General features: G+C 59.7%; 16 protein-coding genes. 7 read left to right on the plus strand and 9 right to left on the minus strand.

Annotated elements, in window-relative coordinates; all coding sequences use genetic code 11:
- Nucleotides 1–65: 65 nt before the first annotated feature.
- From SB725_RS05300 to rpoE, 4 genes are all read right to left on the minus strand, one after another.
- Complete coding sequence (locus tag SB725_RS05300) at nucleotides 66–1,490, minus strand: DegQ family serine endoprotease (RefSeq protein WP_410921402.1); 1,425 nt, start codon at nucleotides 1,488–1,490, stop codon at nucleotides 66–68.
- A gap of 182 nt (nucleotides 1,491–1,672) precedes the next feature.
- Nucleotides 1,673–2,629 carry a MucB/RseB C-terminal domain-containing protein gene (locus SB725_RS05305; protein WP_027925536.1) on the minus strand — a complete coding sequence of 319 codons (957 nt, stop codon included), beginning with the start codon at nucleotides 2,627–2,629 and terminating at the stop codon, nucleotides 1,673–1,675.
- Nucleotides 2,630–2,637: 8 nt separating this feature from the next.
- Nucleotides 2,638–3,225, minus strand: a complete 588-nt coding sequence (locus tag SB725_RS05310) for a sigma-E factor negative regulatory protein (RefSeq protein WP_027925537.1) — start codon at nucleotides 3,223–3,225, stop codon at nucleotides 2,638–2,640.
- A 30-nt stretch (nucleotides 3,226–3,255) separates the two neighbouring features.
- On the minus strand, nucleotides 3,256–3,837 hold the full coding sequence (gene rpoE, locus SB725_RS05315; protein WP_007944079.1) for an RNA polymerase sigma factor RpoE: 582 nt from the start codon (nucleotides 3,835–3,837) through the stop codon (nucleotides 3,256–3,258).
- A gap of 556 nt (nucleotides 3,838–4,393) precedes the next feature.
- On the opposite strand from rpoE, the gene nadB reads away from it, so the two are divergent.
- A complete protein-coding gene (nadB, locus tag SB725_RS05320; RefSeq protein WP_059181469.1) occupies nucleotides 4,394–6,010 on the plus strand; it encodes an L-aspartate oxidase in 1,617 nt (538 codons plus the stop codon).
- On the opposite strand, the gene SB725_RS05325 is transcribed toward nadB, so the two are convergent.
- Together SB725_RS05325 and SB725_RS05330 are read right to left on the minus strand one after the other, a co-directional pair.
- Nucleotides 5,979–6,431, minus strand: coding sequence for a protein YgfX (locus SB725_RS05325; protein ID WP_410921403.1), 453 nt, complete (start codon nucleotides 6,429–6,431; stop codon nucleotides 5,979–5,981). The two genes, nadB and SB725_RS05325, sit on opposite strands and share 32 nt — an antisense overlap.
- Nucleotides 6,415–6,669: a succinate dehydrogenase assembly factor 2 gene (locus tag SB725_RS05330; RefSeq protein ID WP_007944081.1), complete on the minus strand. Its 255-nt coding sequence runs from the start codon at nucleotides 6,667–6,669 to the stop codon at nucleotides 6,415–6,417. The genes SB725_RS05325 and SB725_RS05330 overlap by 17 nt, the downstream gene beginning before the upstream one ends.
- A gap of 149 nt (nucleotides 6,670–6,818) precedes the next feature.
- On the opposite strand from SB725_RS05330, the gene SB725_RS05335 reads away from it, so the two are divergent.
- Both SB725_RS05335 and SB725_RS05340 read left to right on the plus strand, forming a co-directional pair.
- On the plus strand, nucleotides 6,819–7,760 hold the full coding sequence (locus SB725_RS05335) for a YgfZ/GcvT domain-containing protein (protein WP_027925541.1): 942 nt from the start codon (nucleotides 6,819–6,821) through the stop codon (nucleotides 7,758–7,760).
- A gap of 34 nt (nucleotides 7,761–7,794) precedes the next feature.
- Nucleotides 7,795–8,616, plus strand: coding sequence for an HDOD domain-containing protein (locus SB725_RS05340; RefSeq protein WP_027925542.1), 822 nt, complete (start codon nucleotides 7,795–7,797; stop codon nucleotides 8,614–8,616).
- 115 nt (nucleotides 8,617–8,731) lie between these two features.
- Here SB725_RS05340 and SB725_RS05345 read toward each other — a convergent pair whose 3' ends face one another.
- Entirely contained in the window at nucleotides 8,732–10,120 is a 1,389-nt protein-coding gene (locus SB725_RS05345) for a sensor histidine kinase (RefSeq protein ID WP_027925543.1), read from the minus strand.
- On the minus strand, nucleotides 10,113–10,784 hold the full coding sequence (locus SB725_RS05350; RefSeq protein WP_007944085.1) for a response regulator: 672 nt from the start codon (nucleotides 10,782–10,784) through the stop codon (nucleotides 10,113–10,115). Before SB725_RS05350 ends, SB725_RS05345 begins: the two co-directional genes overlap by 8 nt.
- 394 nt (nucleotides 10,785–11,178) lie before the next feature.
- Between SB725_RS05350 and SB725_RS05355 the strand changes: the two genes are divergently transcribed.
- The 4 genes from SB725_RS05355 to SB725_RS05370 are packed head-to-tail and all read left to right on the plus strand — an operon-like array spanning nucleotide 11,179 to nucleotide 15,222.
- Entirely contained in the window at nucleotides 11,179–12,156 is a 978-nt protein-coding gene (locus SB725_RS05355; RefSeq protein ID WP_027925544.1) for a Bug family tripartite tricarboxylate transporter substrate binding protein, read from the plus strand.
- A 58-nt stretch (nucleotides 12,157–12,214) separates the two neighbouring features.
- Nucleotides 12,215–12,673, plus strand: coding sequence for a tripartite tricarboxylate transporter TctB family protein (locus tag SB725_RS05360; protein WP_027925545.1), 459 nt, complete (start codon nucleotides 12,215–12,217; stop codon nucleotides 12,671–12,673).
- Nucleotide 12,674: 1 nt separating this feature from the next.
- Entirely contained in the window at nucleotides 12,675–14,189 is a 1,515-nt protein-coding gene (locus tag SB725_RS05365) for a tripartite tricarboxylate transporter permease (RefSeq protein ID WP_027925546.1), read from the plus strand.
- The gene (locus tag SB725_RS05370; protein ID WP_027925547.1) at nucleotides 14,182–15,222 is read left to right on the plus strand and encodes an AbrB family transcriptional regulator; all 1,041 of its coding nucleotides are present in this window, start codon (nucleotides 14,182–14,184) and stop codon (nucleotides 15,220–15,222) included. The genes SB725_RS05365 and SB725_RS05370 overlap by 8 nt, the downstream gene beginning before the upstream one ends.
- 94 nt (nucleotides 15,223–15,316) lie before the next feature.
- On the opposite strand, the gene ung is transcribed toward SB725_RS05370, so the two are convergent.
- Complete coding sequence (ung, locus tag SB725_RS05375; protein WP_027925548.1) at nucleotides 15,317–16,009, minus strand: uracil-DNA glycosylase; 693 nt, start codon at nucleotides 16,007–16,009, stop codon at nucleotides 15,317–15,319.
- Nucleotides 16,010–16,013 lie beyond the last annotated feature (4 nt).

The following is a 16,013-nucleotide window of genomic DNA, read 5'->3' on the forward strand; positions in this document are numbered from 1 at the left end:
CTGCAAATTCCGGGCACAAAAAAACGCCTCTTTCGAGGCGTTTTTTTATTCAGCCAACAACCGGCTTATTCAGCCAGTTTGAAGGTGATGAAGCTGGCACGACCTTGACGCAGAACCCGCATCGATACCGATCGGTTCTTCGGCAGCGCCTTGGCAATCTCGGTGAACTCCTTGCTGGAGCTGATGGCCTGGTTGTTCAGGTGAGTGATGATGTCACCTGGTTGCAAGCCAATCAGCGAGGCAGGACCGTCCTGAACTTCCTTGATCACCACACCACCTTTGAGGTCGTAGGTTTTCTTCTGCTCATCAGACAGTTCGGCGACGGCGACACCCAAACGATTGCTGCTGATTTCAACGCCCGACTTAGGCATCGAATCCAGTTCTTTGCCTTCGTCAGGAATCGCGCCGACCGTCAGTTCGACGTTCTTGCGTTTGCCTTCGCGAATCACTTCAAGATTGGCCTTGGCGCCCGCTTTCAGTGCGCCTACCAGATGTGGCAAATCGGCCGACATGACGATCGGCTGACCGTTCATGCTCAGGATCACGTCGCCCACTTGCAGGCCACCCTTGGCTGCCGGGCCATCGTCCTGGATCTGAGCGACCAGCGCACCGGCCGGTTTCTCAAGACCAAACGACTCGGCCAGGTCCTTGTTCACTTCCTGAATCACCACACCCAACCAGCCACGGCTGACTTTGCCACCGTCTTTGAGCTGATTGGAAACATCCATGGCGACATCGATAGGGATCGCGAACGATACGCCCATGAAGCCCCCGGAGCGGGTGTAGATCTGCGAGTTGATCCCGACCACTTCGCCATTAAGGTTGAACAGCGGGCCACCCGAGTTACCCGGGTTGATCGGCACGTCGGTCTGGATGAACGGCACATAGTTTTCGTTTGGCAGGCTACGCCCGATGGCGCTGACGATGCCTTGGGTCACGGTGTGGTCGAAACCGAACGGCGAACCGATGGCAACCACCCACTGACCGGCTTTCAGGTCCTGGGATTTGCCGAGTTTAAGCACTGGCAGGCCCTTGCCTTCAATCTTCAGCAGCGCCACGTCGGAACGTGGATCAGTGCCGACCAGCTTGGCTTTCAGCTCACTGCGATCAGCAAGACGCACGAGGATTTCATCCGCATCGGCAATCACATGGTTGTTGGTCAGGATGTAGCCATCAGGCGAAATGATGAAGCCCGAACCCAAGGACTGGGCTTCACGCTGGCGATCACCACGAGGCGAACGCGGTTGAGGCATGCCCCGCTCGAAGAACTCGCGCAGCTGTGGCGGCAGGCCTTCAAGGTCCGGCATTTGCCCGGACACTTTGCGGTCCGGCAGTTTCTGGGTGGTACTGATGTTCACCACGGCAGGCGAGGCCTGCTCGACCAACTGGGTGAAATCAGGCAGTTCGACCGCTTGCGCAGTGACCGCCTGACCGAGTACCAGCACGGTGGCAACAATGGAAAGGTAAGACTTCAAGCGTGGTATCGACATACGGCTCCCGTTACGACGAGCATGGTTAAGCGATATGGAGCAAGGAACACCGGGAACAATACGCCGGTATTTTTGTTCCGGGAACAACAAAACAAGGCCAGAGCCGTGAGGCTCTGACCTATAGAAAAATTCAGGTTTTTTTGCAAATTGAAATGCTCACCAAACATTTCGGTAATGACCCACTACTTGGTTGCGGTGGCATCGGTGCGCATGGACAGCGCAATCCGTTCTGCGGTGCCTATCGGGATCTCTCCGACCACGGTCACCATCACTTCGCCCTGAGGCGTGGTCAGACGGCGGGATACAGCAACGGTGGGGCCCAATTGTGTGCGAGTGTCCGTCACGGTTGCGCCATTCAACGGTTCAAGGAAAACCGAGAAACGCGCCAGGCCATCGTCATACATCAGACTGTTGACCTGTGTTTTGGTCTCCGGATCTTTGCGAGCACTGCTGCTGGTCAACTCAAAACCGGGTGGTAGCCAGTCCGAATGCCACACCTGAGCGACCTTAATGGCGGAAGCCTTGTCACTGTCGAGGGTGACAGCCTTGCAATCATCACCCGCCTGCAAGTCTTTGTCAGACGGCACGTCAGCGGTATCCAGTTGTGTGAACTGGAATCGCTCCAGCAACTGCCCTTTGTCATTGAGCAACAATGACTTGAGTGGCAGGCCGGTTTCTTTGTCCAGATGGAGCTCAAAACCGTATCGATGCTGATCACGTGGTGTCAGCGAAATAATCACTGCCGCACGCCCAGCCACACGCGACTTGCCGATGACGGCAAGGTCATACCAATTCTTTAACTTTTGTGGATCCAGTGCACGAGCAGCGGTATTGGGTGAATCCCCCAATCCTGCTATCAGGGTGCCGCTGACGCATTGAGTATGCCCATCAATGCGCACGACTTCCTGTGCGGAGCCGTCGAGCTGGAGTAAACGCTCTCGGACTTTGCCATCCTGGACGCGATGCCAGATGTTATGGGTAGAAAAACTACCGTTACGCTCGTAAACGAAAGTACCGTGAAAGCTTTGCTGTTGCTCGGCCTGGCCCAGACGGGTCAACCAGTCCTGGGCTTCATCAGCGTGGGCTGGTACGACAAACCAGCCTGCGAGCAGAAGCGAAAGTAGAGGTATGGCGCGCATGATCCTCCTTAGCGGTTTTCCAGGCTTGCTGCACGAGCATAAGGCAGAGCACTTTCAGTGCCTTTCAATGCAGCTTGTTGAGCATGTTGGCGCAAGTAGCTTGGCAGACGCTGATCGTGCCAGCCTGGCTGACCTTGCAATACACCGTTGGCCATAGGGCCAGTGGCATCCGAACTCTCATTGTAGCCTGCCAATACAGCTGGACCCTTGACCTGAGGAACGGCCAGACCCGGTTGATTGGATTGCTGAGCCAGTTCGACACCAGCGATCTCGTCCTGGTTGTACAAACGAACGCCGGCCAGTACAGCCAGTGTGACCGAAGCGGCTACTGCCAGGCGACCCAGGCTGCGCCATGGACCACGGGAGGCTTTTGCCGGTACGGCTTCGTCGGCCAACGCAGCAGACACTGCCGCAGCGATATCCAGACGTGGAAGCAGCAAGTCCTTGTGCATGACTGCCCGAGCGATTTGGTAACGAGCCCAGGTTTCACGGGTTTCAACATCGTCAAAGGCATTTAATACCCGACGCAATTCCAGTTCGTCCGCTTCGTTATCCATCACTGCGGACAGCGATTCCTGCAGGGCTTCACGACTCATGGCGTTCCTCTCTTGGCTGTCGCCGCTGTCTCAGTTTTCCTGCAACAACGGCTGCAGGGCTTTATCGATGGCCTCCCGAGCGCGGAAAATCCGGGAGCGCACGGTACCCACCGGACATTGCATGACGGCTGCAATGTCCTCGTAACTCAGACCATCGAATTCACGTAAAGTTAAAGCCGTACGTAAATCTTCTGGCAGTTGCTGGATGGTCCGATGGACGGTGCCTTCGATCTCATCCCGCAGCAACGCTCGTTCTGGCGACTCGAGATCCTTGAGGCCATGATCGCCATCGTAGAACTCTGCATCCTCGGAACTGACATCGCTATCCGGCGGCCGACGGCCGCGCGAAACCAGATAGTTTTTCGCCGTGTTAATGGCGATGCGGTAAAGCCACGTATAAAACGCGCTGTCTCCGCGAAAATTCCCTAGGGCTCGGTATGCCTTGATAAAGGCTTCCTGCGCCACATCCTGGGCTTCATGGGTGTCGTGCACGAAACGCACGATCAACCCGAGAATTTTGTGCTGGTATTTCAGCACTAGCAGATCGAAAGCTCGCTTGTCGCCACGTTGAACGCGCTCGACCAGCTGCTGATCCTCTTCCTGGGTTAGCATGAACACTCCTCGATAAGCTCGGAGGAAGCTTGCATAACTAAACGACCAGACTTGCAAACATAGACTCGGGCTTTCCGCAAAAGTTCTCCCCCTCCAAGCAAGTTTCCTGCGGGCTCTGATTTGGCACGCACGAAAAGCGCAGCGCGGGTTACCGGCTGCGCGAATAATCTTGTCGTCGGATTCGCCAGCAAGGATCAAACTGCAGATCCTGCCCTGAAGCCGACACTGTCCCTTGAATCAGGCAACCGTCTATTGATCTTTGGCCTTTGGCAAAAGTTCCATTATTTAAAACCGGACGGCACCGACATTGTGAGACCGTGGGTAGAAAAATACTGTTAAATCCACGATACAGTCGCCTTGTCGTCGAACCGGTCAAAAAACCATCCGACGAAGCGTCGAGTATTTCCCGTCACAGTAGTTTCACAATGCCATATGCGCTCGGGTATTGTGCCGCTCCCCCCCTCTATATACTAGTGGGCTGTGTGGCCGACTTGACTCGCCGTTCCAGCAGTCTTGCGCCAACCCCGACCCGGGTCGCTTTGAGCGGAATCCTGAAATGAGCCAACAGTTTCAACACGATGTTCTGGTGATTGGCAGCGGCGCTGCCGGTTTGAGTCTTGCGCTGACCCTGCCCGGTCACTTGCGCATCGCGGTGCTGAGCAAAGGCGACCTCGCCAACGGCTCGACATTCTGGGCCCAGGGTGGCGTCGCTGCCGTACTGGATGACTCCGACACCGTTGAGTCCCATGTCGACGACACCCTCAATGCCGGCGGTGGCCTGTGCCATGAAGACGCCGTGCGCTTTACCGTCGAGCACAGTAAAGAAGCGATTCAATGGCTGATCGACCAAGGCGTGCCGTTTACCCGCGATGAACAATCCGGAACCGAAGACGGCGGGTTCGAGTTTCACCTGACCCGCGAAGGCGGCCATAGCCATCGGCGCATCATTCATGCCGCCGATGCCACCGGCGCTGCGATATTCAAAACGTTGCTGGCCCAGGCCAGACAACGGCCCAACATCGAATTGCTGGAACAGCGCGTCGCGGTGGACCTGATCACCGAAAAACGCCTCGGACTGGAAGGCGACCGCTGCCTCGGCGCCTACGTACTCAACCGCGGGACCGGCGAAGTCGACACCTACGGCGCACGTTTCGTCATCCTCGCGTCCGGTGGCGCGGCCAAAGTCTACCTCTATACCAGCAACCCCGACGGCGCCTGCGGAGATGGCATCGCCATGGCCTGGCGTTCCGGTTGCCGGGTGGCGAACCTGGAGTTCAACCAGTTTCACCCCACCTGCCTTTACCACCCGCAGGCAAAAAGCTTCCTGATCACCGAAGCCCTGCGCGGCGAAGGTGCGCACCTCAAACTGCCTAACGGCGAGCGTTTCATGCAGCGCTTCGACCCGCGCGCAGAATTGGCGCCACGGGACATCGTTGCCCGGGCCATCGACCATGAAATGAAGCGCCTGGGTATCGACTGCGTCTATCTGGACATCAGCCACAAACCCGAAGCGTTCATCAAGACGCACTTTCCGACGGTGTACGAACGCTGCCTCGAGTTTTCCATCGACATCACCAAGCAGCCGATCCCGGTGGTTCCGGCGGCGCACTACACCTGCGGCGGCGTGATGGTCGATCAGAACGGCCGCACCGACGTGCCGGGGCTGTATGCCATTGGCGAAACCAGTTTCACCGGCCTGCACGGCGCCAACCGCATGGCCAGCAACTCGCTGCTGGAGTGTTTCGTTTACGCCCGTTCGGCGGCGGCGGACATTCTTGAACAGTTGCCGCACGTATCGATCCCCGCCGCCCTGCCTATCTGGGATGCGAGCCAGGTCACCGATTCCGACGAAGACGTGATCATTGCGCACAACTGGGATGAACTGCGCCGATTCATGTGGGACTACGTCGGCATCGTGCGCACCAACAAACGCCTGCAACGAGCGCAACACCGCGTGCGGCTGCTGCTGGACGAGATCGACGAGTTCTACAGCAACTATAAGGTCAGCCGCGATTTGATCGAATTGCGCAACCTGGCCCAGGTGGCAGAACTGATGATCCAGTCCGCCATGGAACGCAAGGAAAGCCGGGGCCTGCATTACACCCTCGACTATCCGAATATGCTACCGGTTGCCTTGGACACTATTCTGGTGCCGCCCACCTACGTCGACTGAACGTCAATCGAACCCGCAGGCGTCGGTGCACATCCGCCGCCTGCGAGTCGCGGGGTACGCAGATCGACCGGATACGTCGTTCGCCGCGCAGGCGAAACCGCAGCACCACGATCAACGGCAGCGCCAGGCTGTCCGGTCGCAACTGCACCGGCTGCCAACCCCGCGCCTGATTCCACAACTGCCAGCCTTCGGCATCGCGACGCAAGCCGCGATATGCCTGCGGATGTGTCAGCAGAATCTGACGGGGTAATACCCAAACGCCATGCGCCAGACAGCAGAAAGCGCCGAGCACACGGGCCCAGACCGGTATAGACAAAAGAAACAACGAGCCCAGCGCGAACAGCTGGGCCAGAAGATACGCCGCCAGCAACTGCCGTGAGGCATGCCAGCGGCATTCGAACGCATTACTTGGGCTGGACACGGTCCAGGATCATGCGAACCATGCGCTGAAGCTCCGGATCTTCCGATTCGGCGCGTTCCATGAACCAGCCGAACATGTCCTGATCTTCGCACTCGAGCAGCTTGCGGTAGCAATCGCGGTCGACATCGTTGAGGTGCGGGTAGACTTCTTTGACAAACGGCACCAGCAATACGTCCAGCTCAAGCATGCCGCGGCGGCTGTGCCAGTAGAGGCGATTCAGTTCAACATCTTCGACCATGGAGCGCTCCTCAAATAGGCGGCAAGTATACAGCCCCGCGCCTCGTCGAACAGTCGGCTTTGGTCGGGCACTGCCGACCTTTTGTGAACTACCCATTTCACGGGCGCCCCCTTATGATGTCCCCCAGACTCTTTACCCTGCGATGACCCATGGCCGATTCTGCTTTTTTCTGCACCCTGTCTCACGAAGGCGTTCTCGCGGTCCGCGGCGCGGATGCCGGCAAATTCCTGCAAGGCCAATTGACCTGCAACCTCAATTACCTCAGTGAAACCCAGGCCAGCCTGGGCGCGCGCTGTACGCAAAAAGGCCGGATGCAGTCGAGTTTCCGCATCCTGCTGGAAGGTGACGGCGTAGTGATGGCCATGGCCACCGAACTGCTGGAACCGCAACTGGCGGACCTGAAGAAGTACGCCGTGTTCTCCAAATCCAAATTGACCGACGAAAGCGCCGCCTGGGTCCGCTTCGGCCTTGATCATGGCGATGCCGCGCTGAGCAGCCTTGGCCTGGCGTTGCCGGCAGACACCGACAGTGTCGTGCGTCTCGAAGGCCTGATCGCCATCCGCGTCTCGCCGGATCGCGCGGAACTGTGGGTCGCCGCCGATCAGGCCGTCGCCATCAAGGGCAAGCTGTCCGCCCTGCTGGCCGAAGGCACTTTGAATCAATGGCTGCTGGGCCAGATCCGCGCAGGGATCGGTCAGGTCATGCCGCAAACACGAGAATTATTCATTCCGCAGATGCTCAACCTGCAAGCCGTCGGTGGTGTGAGCTTCAAGAAAGGCTGCTACACCGGTCAGGAAATCGTCGCGCGCATGCAGTACCTGGGCAAACTCAAGCGCCGCTTGTACCGTCTGACCCTGGACGCCAGCGAATTGCCCGCCCCCGGCACGCCGCTGTTTTCCCCGAGCCATGGCAGTTCCATCGGCGAAGTGGTGCTGGCGGCCAACGCGGAACAAAACATTGAACTCCTTGCCGTGCTGCAAGCCGAAGCTGCCGAGGGTGGCGACATTCATCTCGGCACCCTGGAAGGACCCGCCCTGAACTTGCTCGACCTGCCTTACTCACTGGACCGCGATCGCGAGATCCAGCGTTAACCGCAGCATTTGTGGCAACACCTAGAGAAACGAAATGAGCGATCTGGCGGAAAAGGTCCAACAGGATTTGGTTGAGGCCATCGATAACGATGACCTGGTTCTGCCAACGTTACCGGAAGTGGCCATGCAGATTCGCAAGGCCGCCGAAGACCCGGAAATCAGTGTCAGCACCCTGAGCAAAGTGATCGGCCGTGATACGGCGTTGTCGGCGCGCCTGATCAAAGTGGTCAACAGCCCACTGCTGCGCGCGACTCAAGAAGTTAACGACCTGCACACGGCGATCACGCGACTGGGCGTCAACTACAGCAGCAATCTGGCGATCGGTCTGGTGATGGAACAGATTTTCCACGCCCGCTCCGAGGTGGTGCAGCAGAAGATGCACGATGTCTGGCGCAAAAGCCTGGAGATCGCCGGGGTCAGCTATGCGCTGTGCCGCAGCTACACGCAACTCAAGCCCGACCAGGCCGCCCTCGGCGGTCTGGTGCATCAGATTGGCGTGTTGCCGATTCTGACCTACGCCGAAGATCACTATGAGCTGCTGTCCGACCCGGTCAGCCTCAACCATGTGATCGACCACATTCACCCCCTGATCGGCGACAAACTGCTCAGGGTTTGGGAGTTTCCGGAGAAACTGGTGATGGTTCCGGGACAATACCTGGACTTCAAGCGTGAATCCGAGCGGATTGATTATGTGGATCTGGTGCAAGTGGCCAGCCTGTATTGCCACAAGGACAGCGACCACCCGTTGGCCCGTTTCGACCTGACCAGCGTGCCTTCATTCAAGAAGCTTGGGATTGATCTGGAAAACGACGCGGTGATCAAGGATCTGGAAGAATCGCGGTCGATGTTTTACTAGTCGAGACCGCGTCGCCCCCCATCGCGAGCAGGCTCACTCCTACGCTGGATCTGCGCTGAACTGAAAATCCCCTGTAGAAGTGAGCCTGCTCGCGATGAGGCCATACCAAGCACCCTCACTCCCCGGCAATAAAACTCACTCGAACCTTCAACCCCTTCGTCTCGCCATCATGCAGACTGATCTGCGCCAGATGCGCGCGGCAGATCTCCCCCACAATCGCAAGCCCCAACCCAGACCCGGCGACCTGTTGATTACGCCGATAAAAGCGCTCAAACACCCGATCCCGCTCATCCACCGGAATCCCCGGCCCGTCATCCTCGACCTCCAGCACCGCCGGTGCCGTGACCCGCAGAATCACATTGCCGCCCGACGGCGTGTGGGCCAGCGCGTTATCCACCAGGTTACTCAGCAGTTCGTTCAGCAACGTCGGCTCACCGCGCAGCCACACCGGCTCGTCCGCTTCGAGTGCCAGGGCCACGCCGCGCGCATGGGCCAACGGCGCCATGGCCATGCCCAACTCCCGGGCCAACTGACTCAAATCCAGCAACTGCGCGCCGCCCTCGGCAATGGCCCGTGCACCGTTTTCGACCCGTGCCAACGACAGCAATTGATTGGCCAGGTGGGTCAATCTGTCCGTGCCCTGGGCCGCCGTTTCCAGGGTACTGCGCCAGGTTTCCGGTTCACTCGCCCGCAGGCCAAGTTCCAGCCGCGCCTTGAGCGCTGCCAGCGGCGTACGCAGTTCATGGGCAGCATCGGCGATGAACTGCGCCTGGCGCTCGAACTGTCCGCGCAACCGCTCGGTAAAGTGATTGAGCGCGCGTACCAGCGGCCACAATTCGTGCTGCACTTCCACCAACGGCAATGGCCGAAGATCATCCGACTGGCGTTCTTCCACCGCCGTGCGCAAGCGCTCCAGCGGACGCAACGCCGCACTCACCGCGAACCACACCAGCAACAGCGCGCCAATTGCCAGCATGCCTAGCCGTAGCAGCGTATCCGCCGCCAGACTGCGCGCCATGCTGACCCGCGCTTCATCGGTTTCGGCCACGCGAATTTCCGCCATGCCATTCATGTTCGGCTCACTGACCGGCTTGAGCAGGCTGACCACCCGCACGTTCTGCCCGCGATAGGTGGCGTTGTAAAACCGTGCCAGCGCCGGGTAGTCATCGGTGCGCGGCGTTCCGGGCGGTGGCGCAGGAAGGTTTTCGTAACCGGAAATCAAGTTTTGATGGATGTCATTGACCAGGTAAAAAATTCGCCCCTCACTGTCGTAGGCAAACGTATCCAGCGCCACGTAGGGCACGTCAGCACTGAGCGTGCCGTCACGCTGGGTGACACCCGCCGCAATGGTTCGCGCCGACGCCAGCAACGTGCGGTCATACGCCGTGTCGGCCGCTTCGCGACCATTCCAATACGCGCTCAAACCGCTGGCCAGCATTAACACCACCAGCAACAGCGCGAGGTTCCACAGCAACCGCCAGCGCAGGCTGCTGGGCTTATGCATCGCGGCTTTCCAGCAAGTAGCCAAGGCCACGGAACGTCACGATCGCGACCGGTTGGCCGTCGAGTTTTTTGCGCAAGCGATGCACGTAGATTTCGATGGCGTCAGGGCTGGCTTCTTCGTCCAGGCCGAACACCTGGGAGGCCAGTTGCTCTTTGCTCATCACCCGACCGGGCCGGGCGATCAACGCCTCGAGAACCGCCTGTTCGCGCGAAGTCAGGGTCAGCAATTCTTCACCGAGGGTGAAGCGCCGGGTGTCCAGATCATAGGCCAGCACGCCACAGCGCTGTTGACGCTCACCGCCCAGCACACTGCGGCGCAACAAGGCTTTGACCCGGGCTTCGAGTTCGGTCAGTTCAAAGGGTTTGGCGAGGTAATCGTCAGCGCCAAGGTTCAGGCCATGCACCCGATCCTTGACGTCGCTGCGCGCGGTCAGCATCAGCACCGGCAGGTTCTTCCCCCGAGAGCGCAAGCGCGCGAGCACTTCAAAACCGTCCATGCGCGGCAGGCCGACATCGAGAATGGCCATGGCGTATTCCTCGCTGCTCAAGGCCAGGTCTGCGGCGACGCCATCGTGCAGCACATCCACGGTCAGCCCGGTGCTCTTGAGCGCCTGGGCGACACTTTCGGCCAACTGCAAATGGTCTTCGACGAGCAGAACGCGCATGGATCTTTACCTCATTCAGGGGATGGTCGACGCCATTCTTTGGCGCGGAGTTTACAGCCGCATCCGCTGCTGTGAAGCCCGAAAACCGTGAAAGCCTGCTGAAAGGTTAGTGAAAGGTTGGGCCGTTAGAGTCGCACCACGGAGGGTTTCGACTGCCGGCCTTCCAGTCGTGCTTTGAAATGTAGCTCCCGAAAAACGCCATGACGCGTTTTCGCCAATAAGAACAATAAAACGAGGTACTGCACCATGCTGTCCACACAGCTTCAGGCTTGCCCGCCCCACCTTTTCTTCAGAATCCCGTCGTTGATGCTTGCCAGCGCCGTTGTCGGCTGCACGACGCGAAACCGCCGCACCTGAAACATCCCCAAAAACAAAAACTCCCGTGGAGACAATAATGAATCGATCACTGCGCCGTTTCGCCCTCGCCGCCAGCTGCATGCTGTTTGCTGGCCAATTGATGGCCGAACCCAAACGTCCGGAATGCATCGCCCCGGCCTCCCCGGGCGGCGGTTTCGACCTCACCTGCAAACTGGCGCAGAGCGCGCTGGTCAACGAAAAACTGCTGACCAAACCGATGCGCGTGACCTACATGCCCGGCGGTGTCGGCGCTGTGGCCTACAACGCGGTGGTCGCTCAGCGCCCCGCCGATGCCGGCACGCTGGTGGCGTGGTCCAGCGGCTCTTTGCTGAACCTGGCCCAAGGCAAGTTCGGGCGTTTCGATGAAACCAACGTGCGTTGGCTGGCTGCCGTCGGTACCAGTTATGGCGCCATCGCGGTGAAAAGCGACTCGCCTTATAAAACCCTCGACGATCTGGTCAAGGCACTGAAAGAAGACCCGAGCAAAGTGGTGATCGGTTCCGGCGGCACCGTCGGCAGCCAGGACTGGATGCAAACCGCATTGATCGCCAAGGCCGCCGGGATCAACCCGCGTGACCTGCGTTACGTCGCCCTCGAAGGCGGCGGTGAAATCGCCACCGCCCTGCTCGGCGGCCACATTCAGGTCGGCAGCACCGACATCTCCGACTCCATGCCACACATCCTGAGCGGCGACATGCGCTTGCTGGCCGTGTTCGCCGAGAAGCGCCTGGACGAGCCGGAAATGAAAGACATCCCGACCGCCAAAGAGCAAGGCTACGACATCGTCTGGCCGGTGGTTCGCGGCTTCTACCTCGGGCCAAAGGTCAGCGACGAAGACTACGCCTGGTGGAAAGACGCTTTCGACAAGCTGCTGGCGTCCGAAGACTTCGCCAAGCTGCGCGATCAGCGTGAACTGTTCCCGTTCGCCATGACCGGCCCGGAGCTGGACACCTACGTGAAGAAGCAGGTTGCGGACTACAAAGTGCTGGCCAAAGAGTTCGGCCTGATCCAGTGATCGCCTCTGTCTAGCGGCCGCGGCCCCGTTTCGCGGGGCTGCGGCACAGGAGTTTCCCATGCTCTTACAACGCATTTTTGCTTCGGTGCTGTTGCTGGCCTGTGTTGGCCTGGCGCTGATGGCGTGGCCGTATCAAGCGGCTTTTTCCTACGAACCAGTGGGGCCGCGAGCCTTTCCGCTGCTGATGCTCGGGCTGATGGGCCTTGCGCTGCTGTACATGGTATTTCGTCCCGCACCGATCAAGCACGACGCTGACGAACCCCCGATGGACCGCGAGACCCTGAACAAAATCGGCATTTGCGTGGCGCTGTTGCTGGTGTTTGCCGGCACCTTCGAACCCCTTGGTTTCATCGTCGCCAGCATCCTGATCGGCATTCCGATGGCGCGCCTGTACGGCGGTCGCTGGGTGCCCAGCATTGTGATCATCACGCTAATGGCCGTCGGCCTTTACCTGCTGTTCGACAAGTTGATGGATGTCCCGCTGCCCTTGGGCGTGCTCGACGTTCTGGAGAACTGATATGGATACGCTTGGCTATTTGGGTCAGGGTTTCGGCGTCGCGCTGAGCCCGTACAACCTGGTGACCGCTTTGTGCGGCACCCTGATTGGCACTGTGGTCGGCCTGTTGCCGGGTCTGGGCCCGATCAACGGCGTGGCGCTGTTGATTCCGATCGCGTTTGCCCTGGGCCTGCCGCCGGAATCGGCATTGATCCTGCTGGCGGCGGTGTACCTGGGGTGCGAATACGGCGGGCGAATCAGCTCGATCCTGCTGAACATTCCCGGTGAAGCGTCCACCGTCATGACCACCCTCGACGGTTACCCGATGGCCCGCAAAGGCCTGGCCGGTGTCGCGCTGTCGTTGTCGGCATGGAGTTCGTTCATCGGTGCGTTCATCGCCACCTGTGGCATGGTGCTGTTCGCCCCGCTACTGGCGAAATGGGCGATTGCCTTTGGCCCGGCGGAGTATTTCGTGCTGATGGTATTCGCCATTGTCTGCCTTGGCGGCATGGCCGGTGACCGACCGCTGAAGACGTTTATTGCCGCGTTGATCGGCCTGTTTTTGTCGACCGTCGGCATCGATGCCAACAGCGGTGTGTACCGTTTCACCGGGGACAACATCCACCTGACCGACGGTATTCAATTTGTCGTGCTGGTGCTGGGGCTGTTCTCCATCAGTGAAATTCTCCTGCTGCTGGAAAAAACCCACCACGGTCAGGAAGCGGTGAAAGCCACCGGCCGCATGATGTTCAACTTCAAGGAAGCCTCGGCGGTGTTCGTGGTGAACATTCGTTGCGGTGTGCTGGGCTTCATCATGGGCGTGTTGCCGGGTGCCGGTGCGACCCTCGCCAGCGCCGTGGCCTACATGACCGAAAAACGTATTGCCGGCGCCAAAGGCACCTTCGGCCAGGGCGACATGCGTGGCCTGGCGGCACCGGAAACCGCCATCGGTGGCGCAGCATGCGGCGCACTGGTGCCGATGCTGACCCTCGGTGTTCCGGGTTCGGGCACCACGGCGGTGATGATCGGCGCCCTGTCGCTGTACAACATCACACCGGGGCCCCTGCTGTTCCAACAGCAACCCGACATCGTCTGGGGCCTGATCGCTTCGTTGTTCGTCGCCAACATCATGCTGGTGATCCTCAACATCCCGATGATCCGCATCTTCACCCGCATCCTCGCCGTGCCGAACTGGGCACTGGTGCCGGTGATCGCGATCATCACCGGGATCGGCGTCTACGCGGTACACGCCACCACGTTCGACCTGTTCCTGATGATCGGCATCGGCATCTTCGGCTACCTCCTGCGCAAGCTGGACTTCCCGTTGTCGCCCGTCCTGCTGGGTTTCATCCTTGGCGGATTGATGGAGCAGAACCTGCGTCGGGCGCTGTCGATCTCCAACGGTGCGCTGGAAATCCTCTGGTCGAGCCCGATCACGTTCGGTGTCTGGGTACTGACCGCGATCATGCTGTTGATGCCGATCGTGCGTATCTGGCGTAAACGTTCGGCTGCCCAACGCACGATCGCCGATGTCTGATCGAACACCGTTCAACGCCTGGTGGGGTACGCCGCTGGTCGGCGCGCTGGGCGGTTTCCTTGCCAGTCAGGTCGGCTGGCCGCTGCCGTGGATGGTCGGCTCGTTGCTGGCGATCATCCTCGTGCGCTGCCTGACGCCGTGGCAATTGGCGGAAATCCCTGGCGGCCGCAAGTGCGGCCAGTGGATTGTAGGAATCGGCATCGGTTTGCACTTCACCCCGGTGGTGATGGAGCAGGTGCTGAGTCATTTCGGTTTGATCTTCTTCGGTGCGCTGGTCACCAGCCTGTCGGCCGTGGTCGGCGTCTGGTTGATGCGCCGTACCGGCGAGGATCGCGCCACTGCCTTCTTTTCCAGCATGCCCGGCGGTTCCGGGGAAATGGTCAACCTCGGCGCGCGCAATGGCGCAGTACTCAGCCGTGTCGCGGCCGGACAAAGTCTGCGCGTGCTGGTGGTGGTGCTGTGTGTGCCGGCGGCGTTCAAGTATCTGTTGGGGGACGGTGCGCCGGTTGCTCATCCGACAGCCGTCAATGGGTGGTGGCTGGCCCTTTTGTTCCCGGCAGGCGCCTTGGCGGCGTGGCTCTGGGAGCGTCTTCGTCAACCCAATCCGTGGCTGTTCGGGCCGTTGCTGGTGAGTGCAGCGGTGAGCATCGGTTGGGATTTGCACATCGGTTTGCCCCACGGCGGCAGTCAGATTGGCCAATGGCTGATCGGCAGCGGCCTGGGCTGTCACTTCAACCGACAGTTTTTCCGGCGGGCGCCTTCGTTCATGGGACGTACCTTGATCGGCACGGTGTTGACCATGTTGATCGCCACGGCGGCGGCGCTGGGGTTGAGTGCGTTGACCCATCTGGATCTGCGTTCGCTGACTTTGGGCATGATGCCCGGCGGGATTGCGGAGATGAGCCTGACGGCAGAGACGCTGCAATTGTCGGTGCCGCTGGTGACGGCGATGCAGGTGATGCGGTTGTTGTTTGTGCTGTTTCTGGCGGAGCCGTTGTTCAAGTATTGGAACCGGATGCCCGAGTCCTCTTGAGACCGAGGTGCCGCCATCGCGAGCAAGCTCGCTCCCACACTGGATCTTCAGCGTTCACAAAAACCCTGTGGGAGCGAGCTTGCTCGCGATGCTTTTAGAGTGGCGGCAACCGCCACTCAATCGGCGTCTCGCCATTCTGCTCAAGAAACTTGTTGGTCCGGCTGAAGTGCCCACAGCCCAGGAATCCGCGATACGCGGACAACGGCGACGGATGCACCGACGTCAGCACCAGGTGCTTGGTCGCGTCGATCAGCTTCTGCTTGCTCTGGGCATGCGCGCCCCACAGCATGAACACCAGATGCGGCTGCTGCTCGCTGACAACCTCGATGATCCGGTCGGTGAAAAACTGCCAGCCCTTATCCTTGTGCGCATTGGCATTGGCGCGCTCGACCGTCATGGTGGTGTTAAGCATCAGCACGCCCTGGTCGGCCCAGCTCTGCAAGTAGCCATGGCTGGGAATATCGATGTTCAGGTCGCGCTTCAACTCTTTATAGATGTTCACCAACGACGGCGGTGCCGGGACGCCCGGTTGCACCGAGAAGCAAAGACCATGGGCCTGGCCCGGGCCGTGGTAGGGATCCTGACCGAGGATGACGACCTTGACCTTGTCCAGCGGCGTGGAGTTGAGTGCGTTGAAGATCATCGGGCCCGGAGGATAGATCTCCTTGCCTGCCGCACGCTCCTGTTGCAGGAATTCACGCAACTGCGCCATATAGGGCTGGTCGAATTCGGCACGCAGTGCCTCCTTCCAGCTCGGTTCGAGTTTGATACGGTCGTCAGCAGTCATGGTT

It is taken from the genome of Pseudomonas sp. SIMBA_041, from assembly GCF_046535095.1.
Classification (GTDB): Bacteria; Pseudomonadota; Gammaproteobacteria; order Pseudomonadales; family Pseudomonadaceae; genus Aquipseudomonas; species Aquipseudomonas mucoides.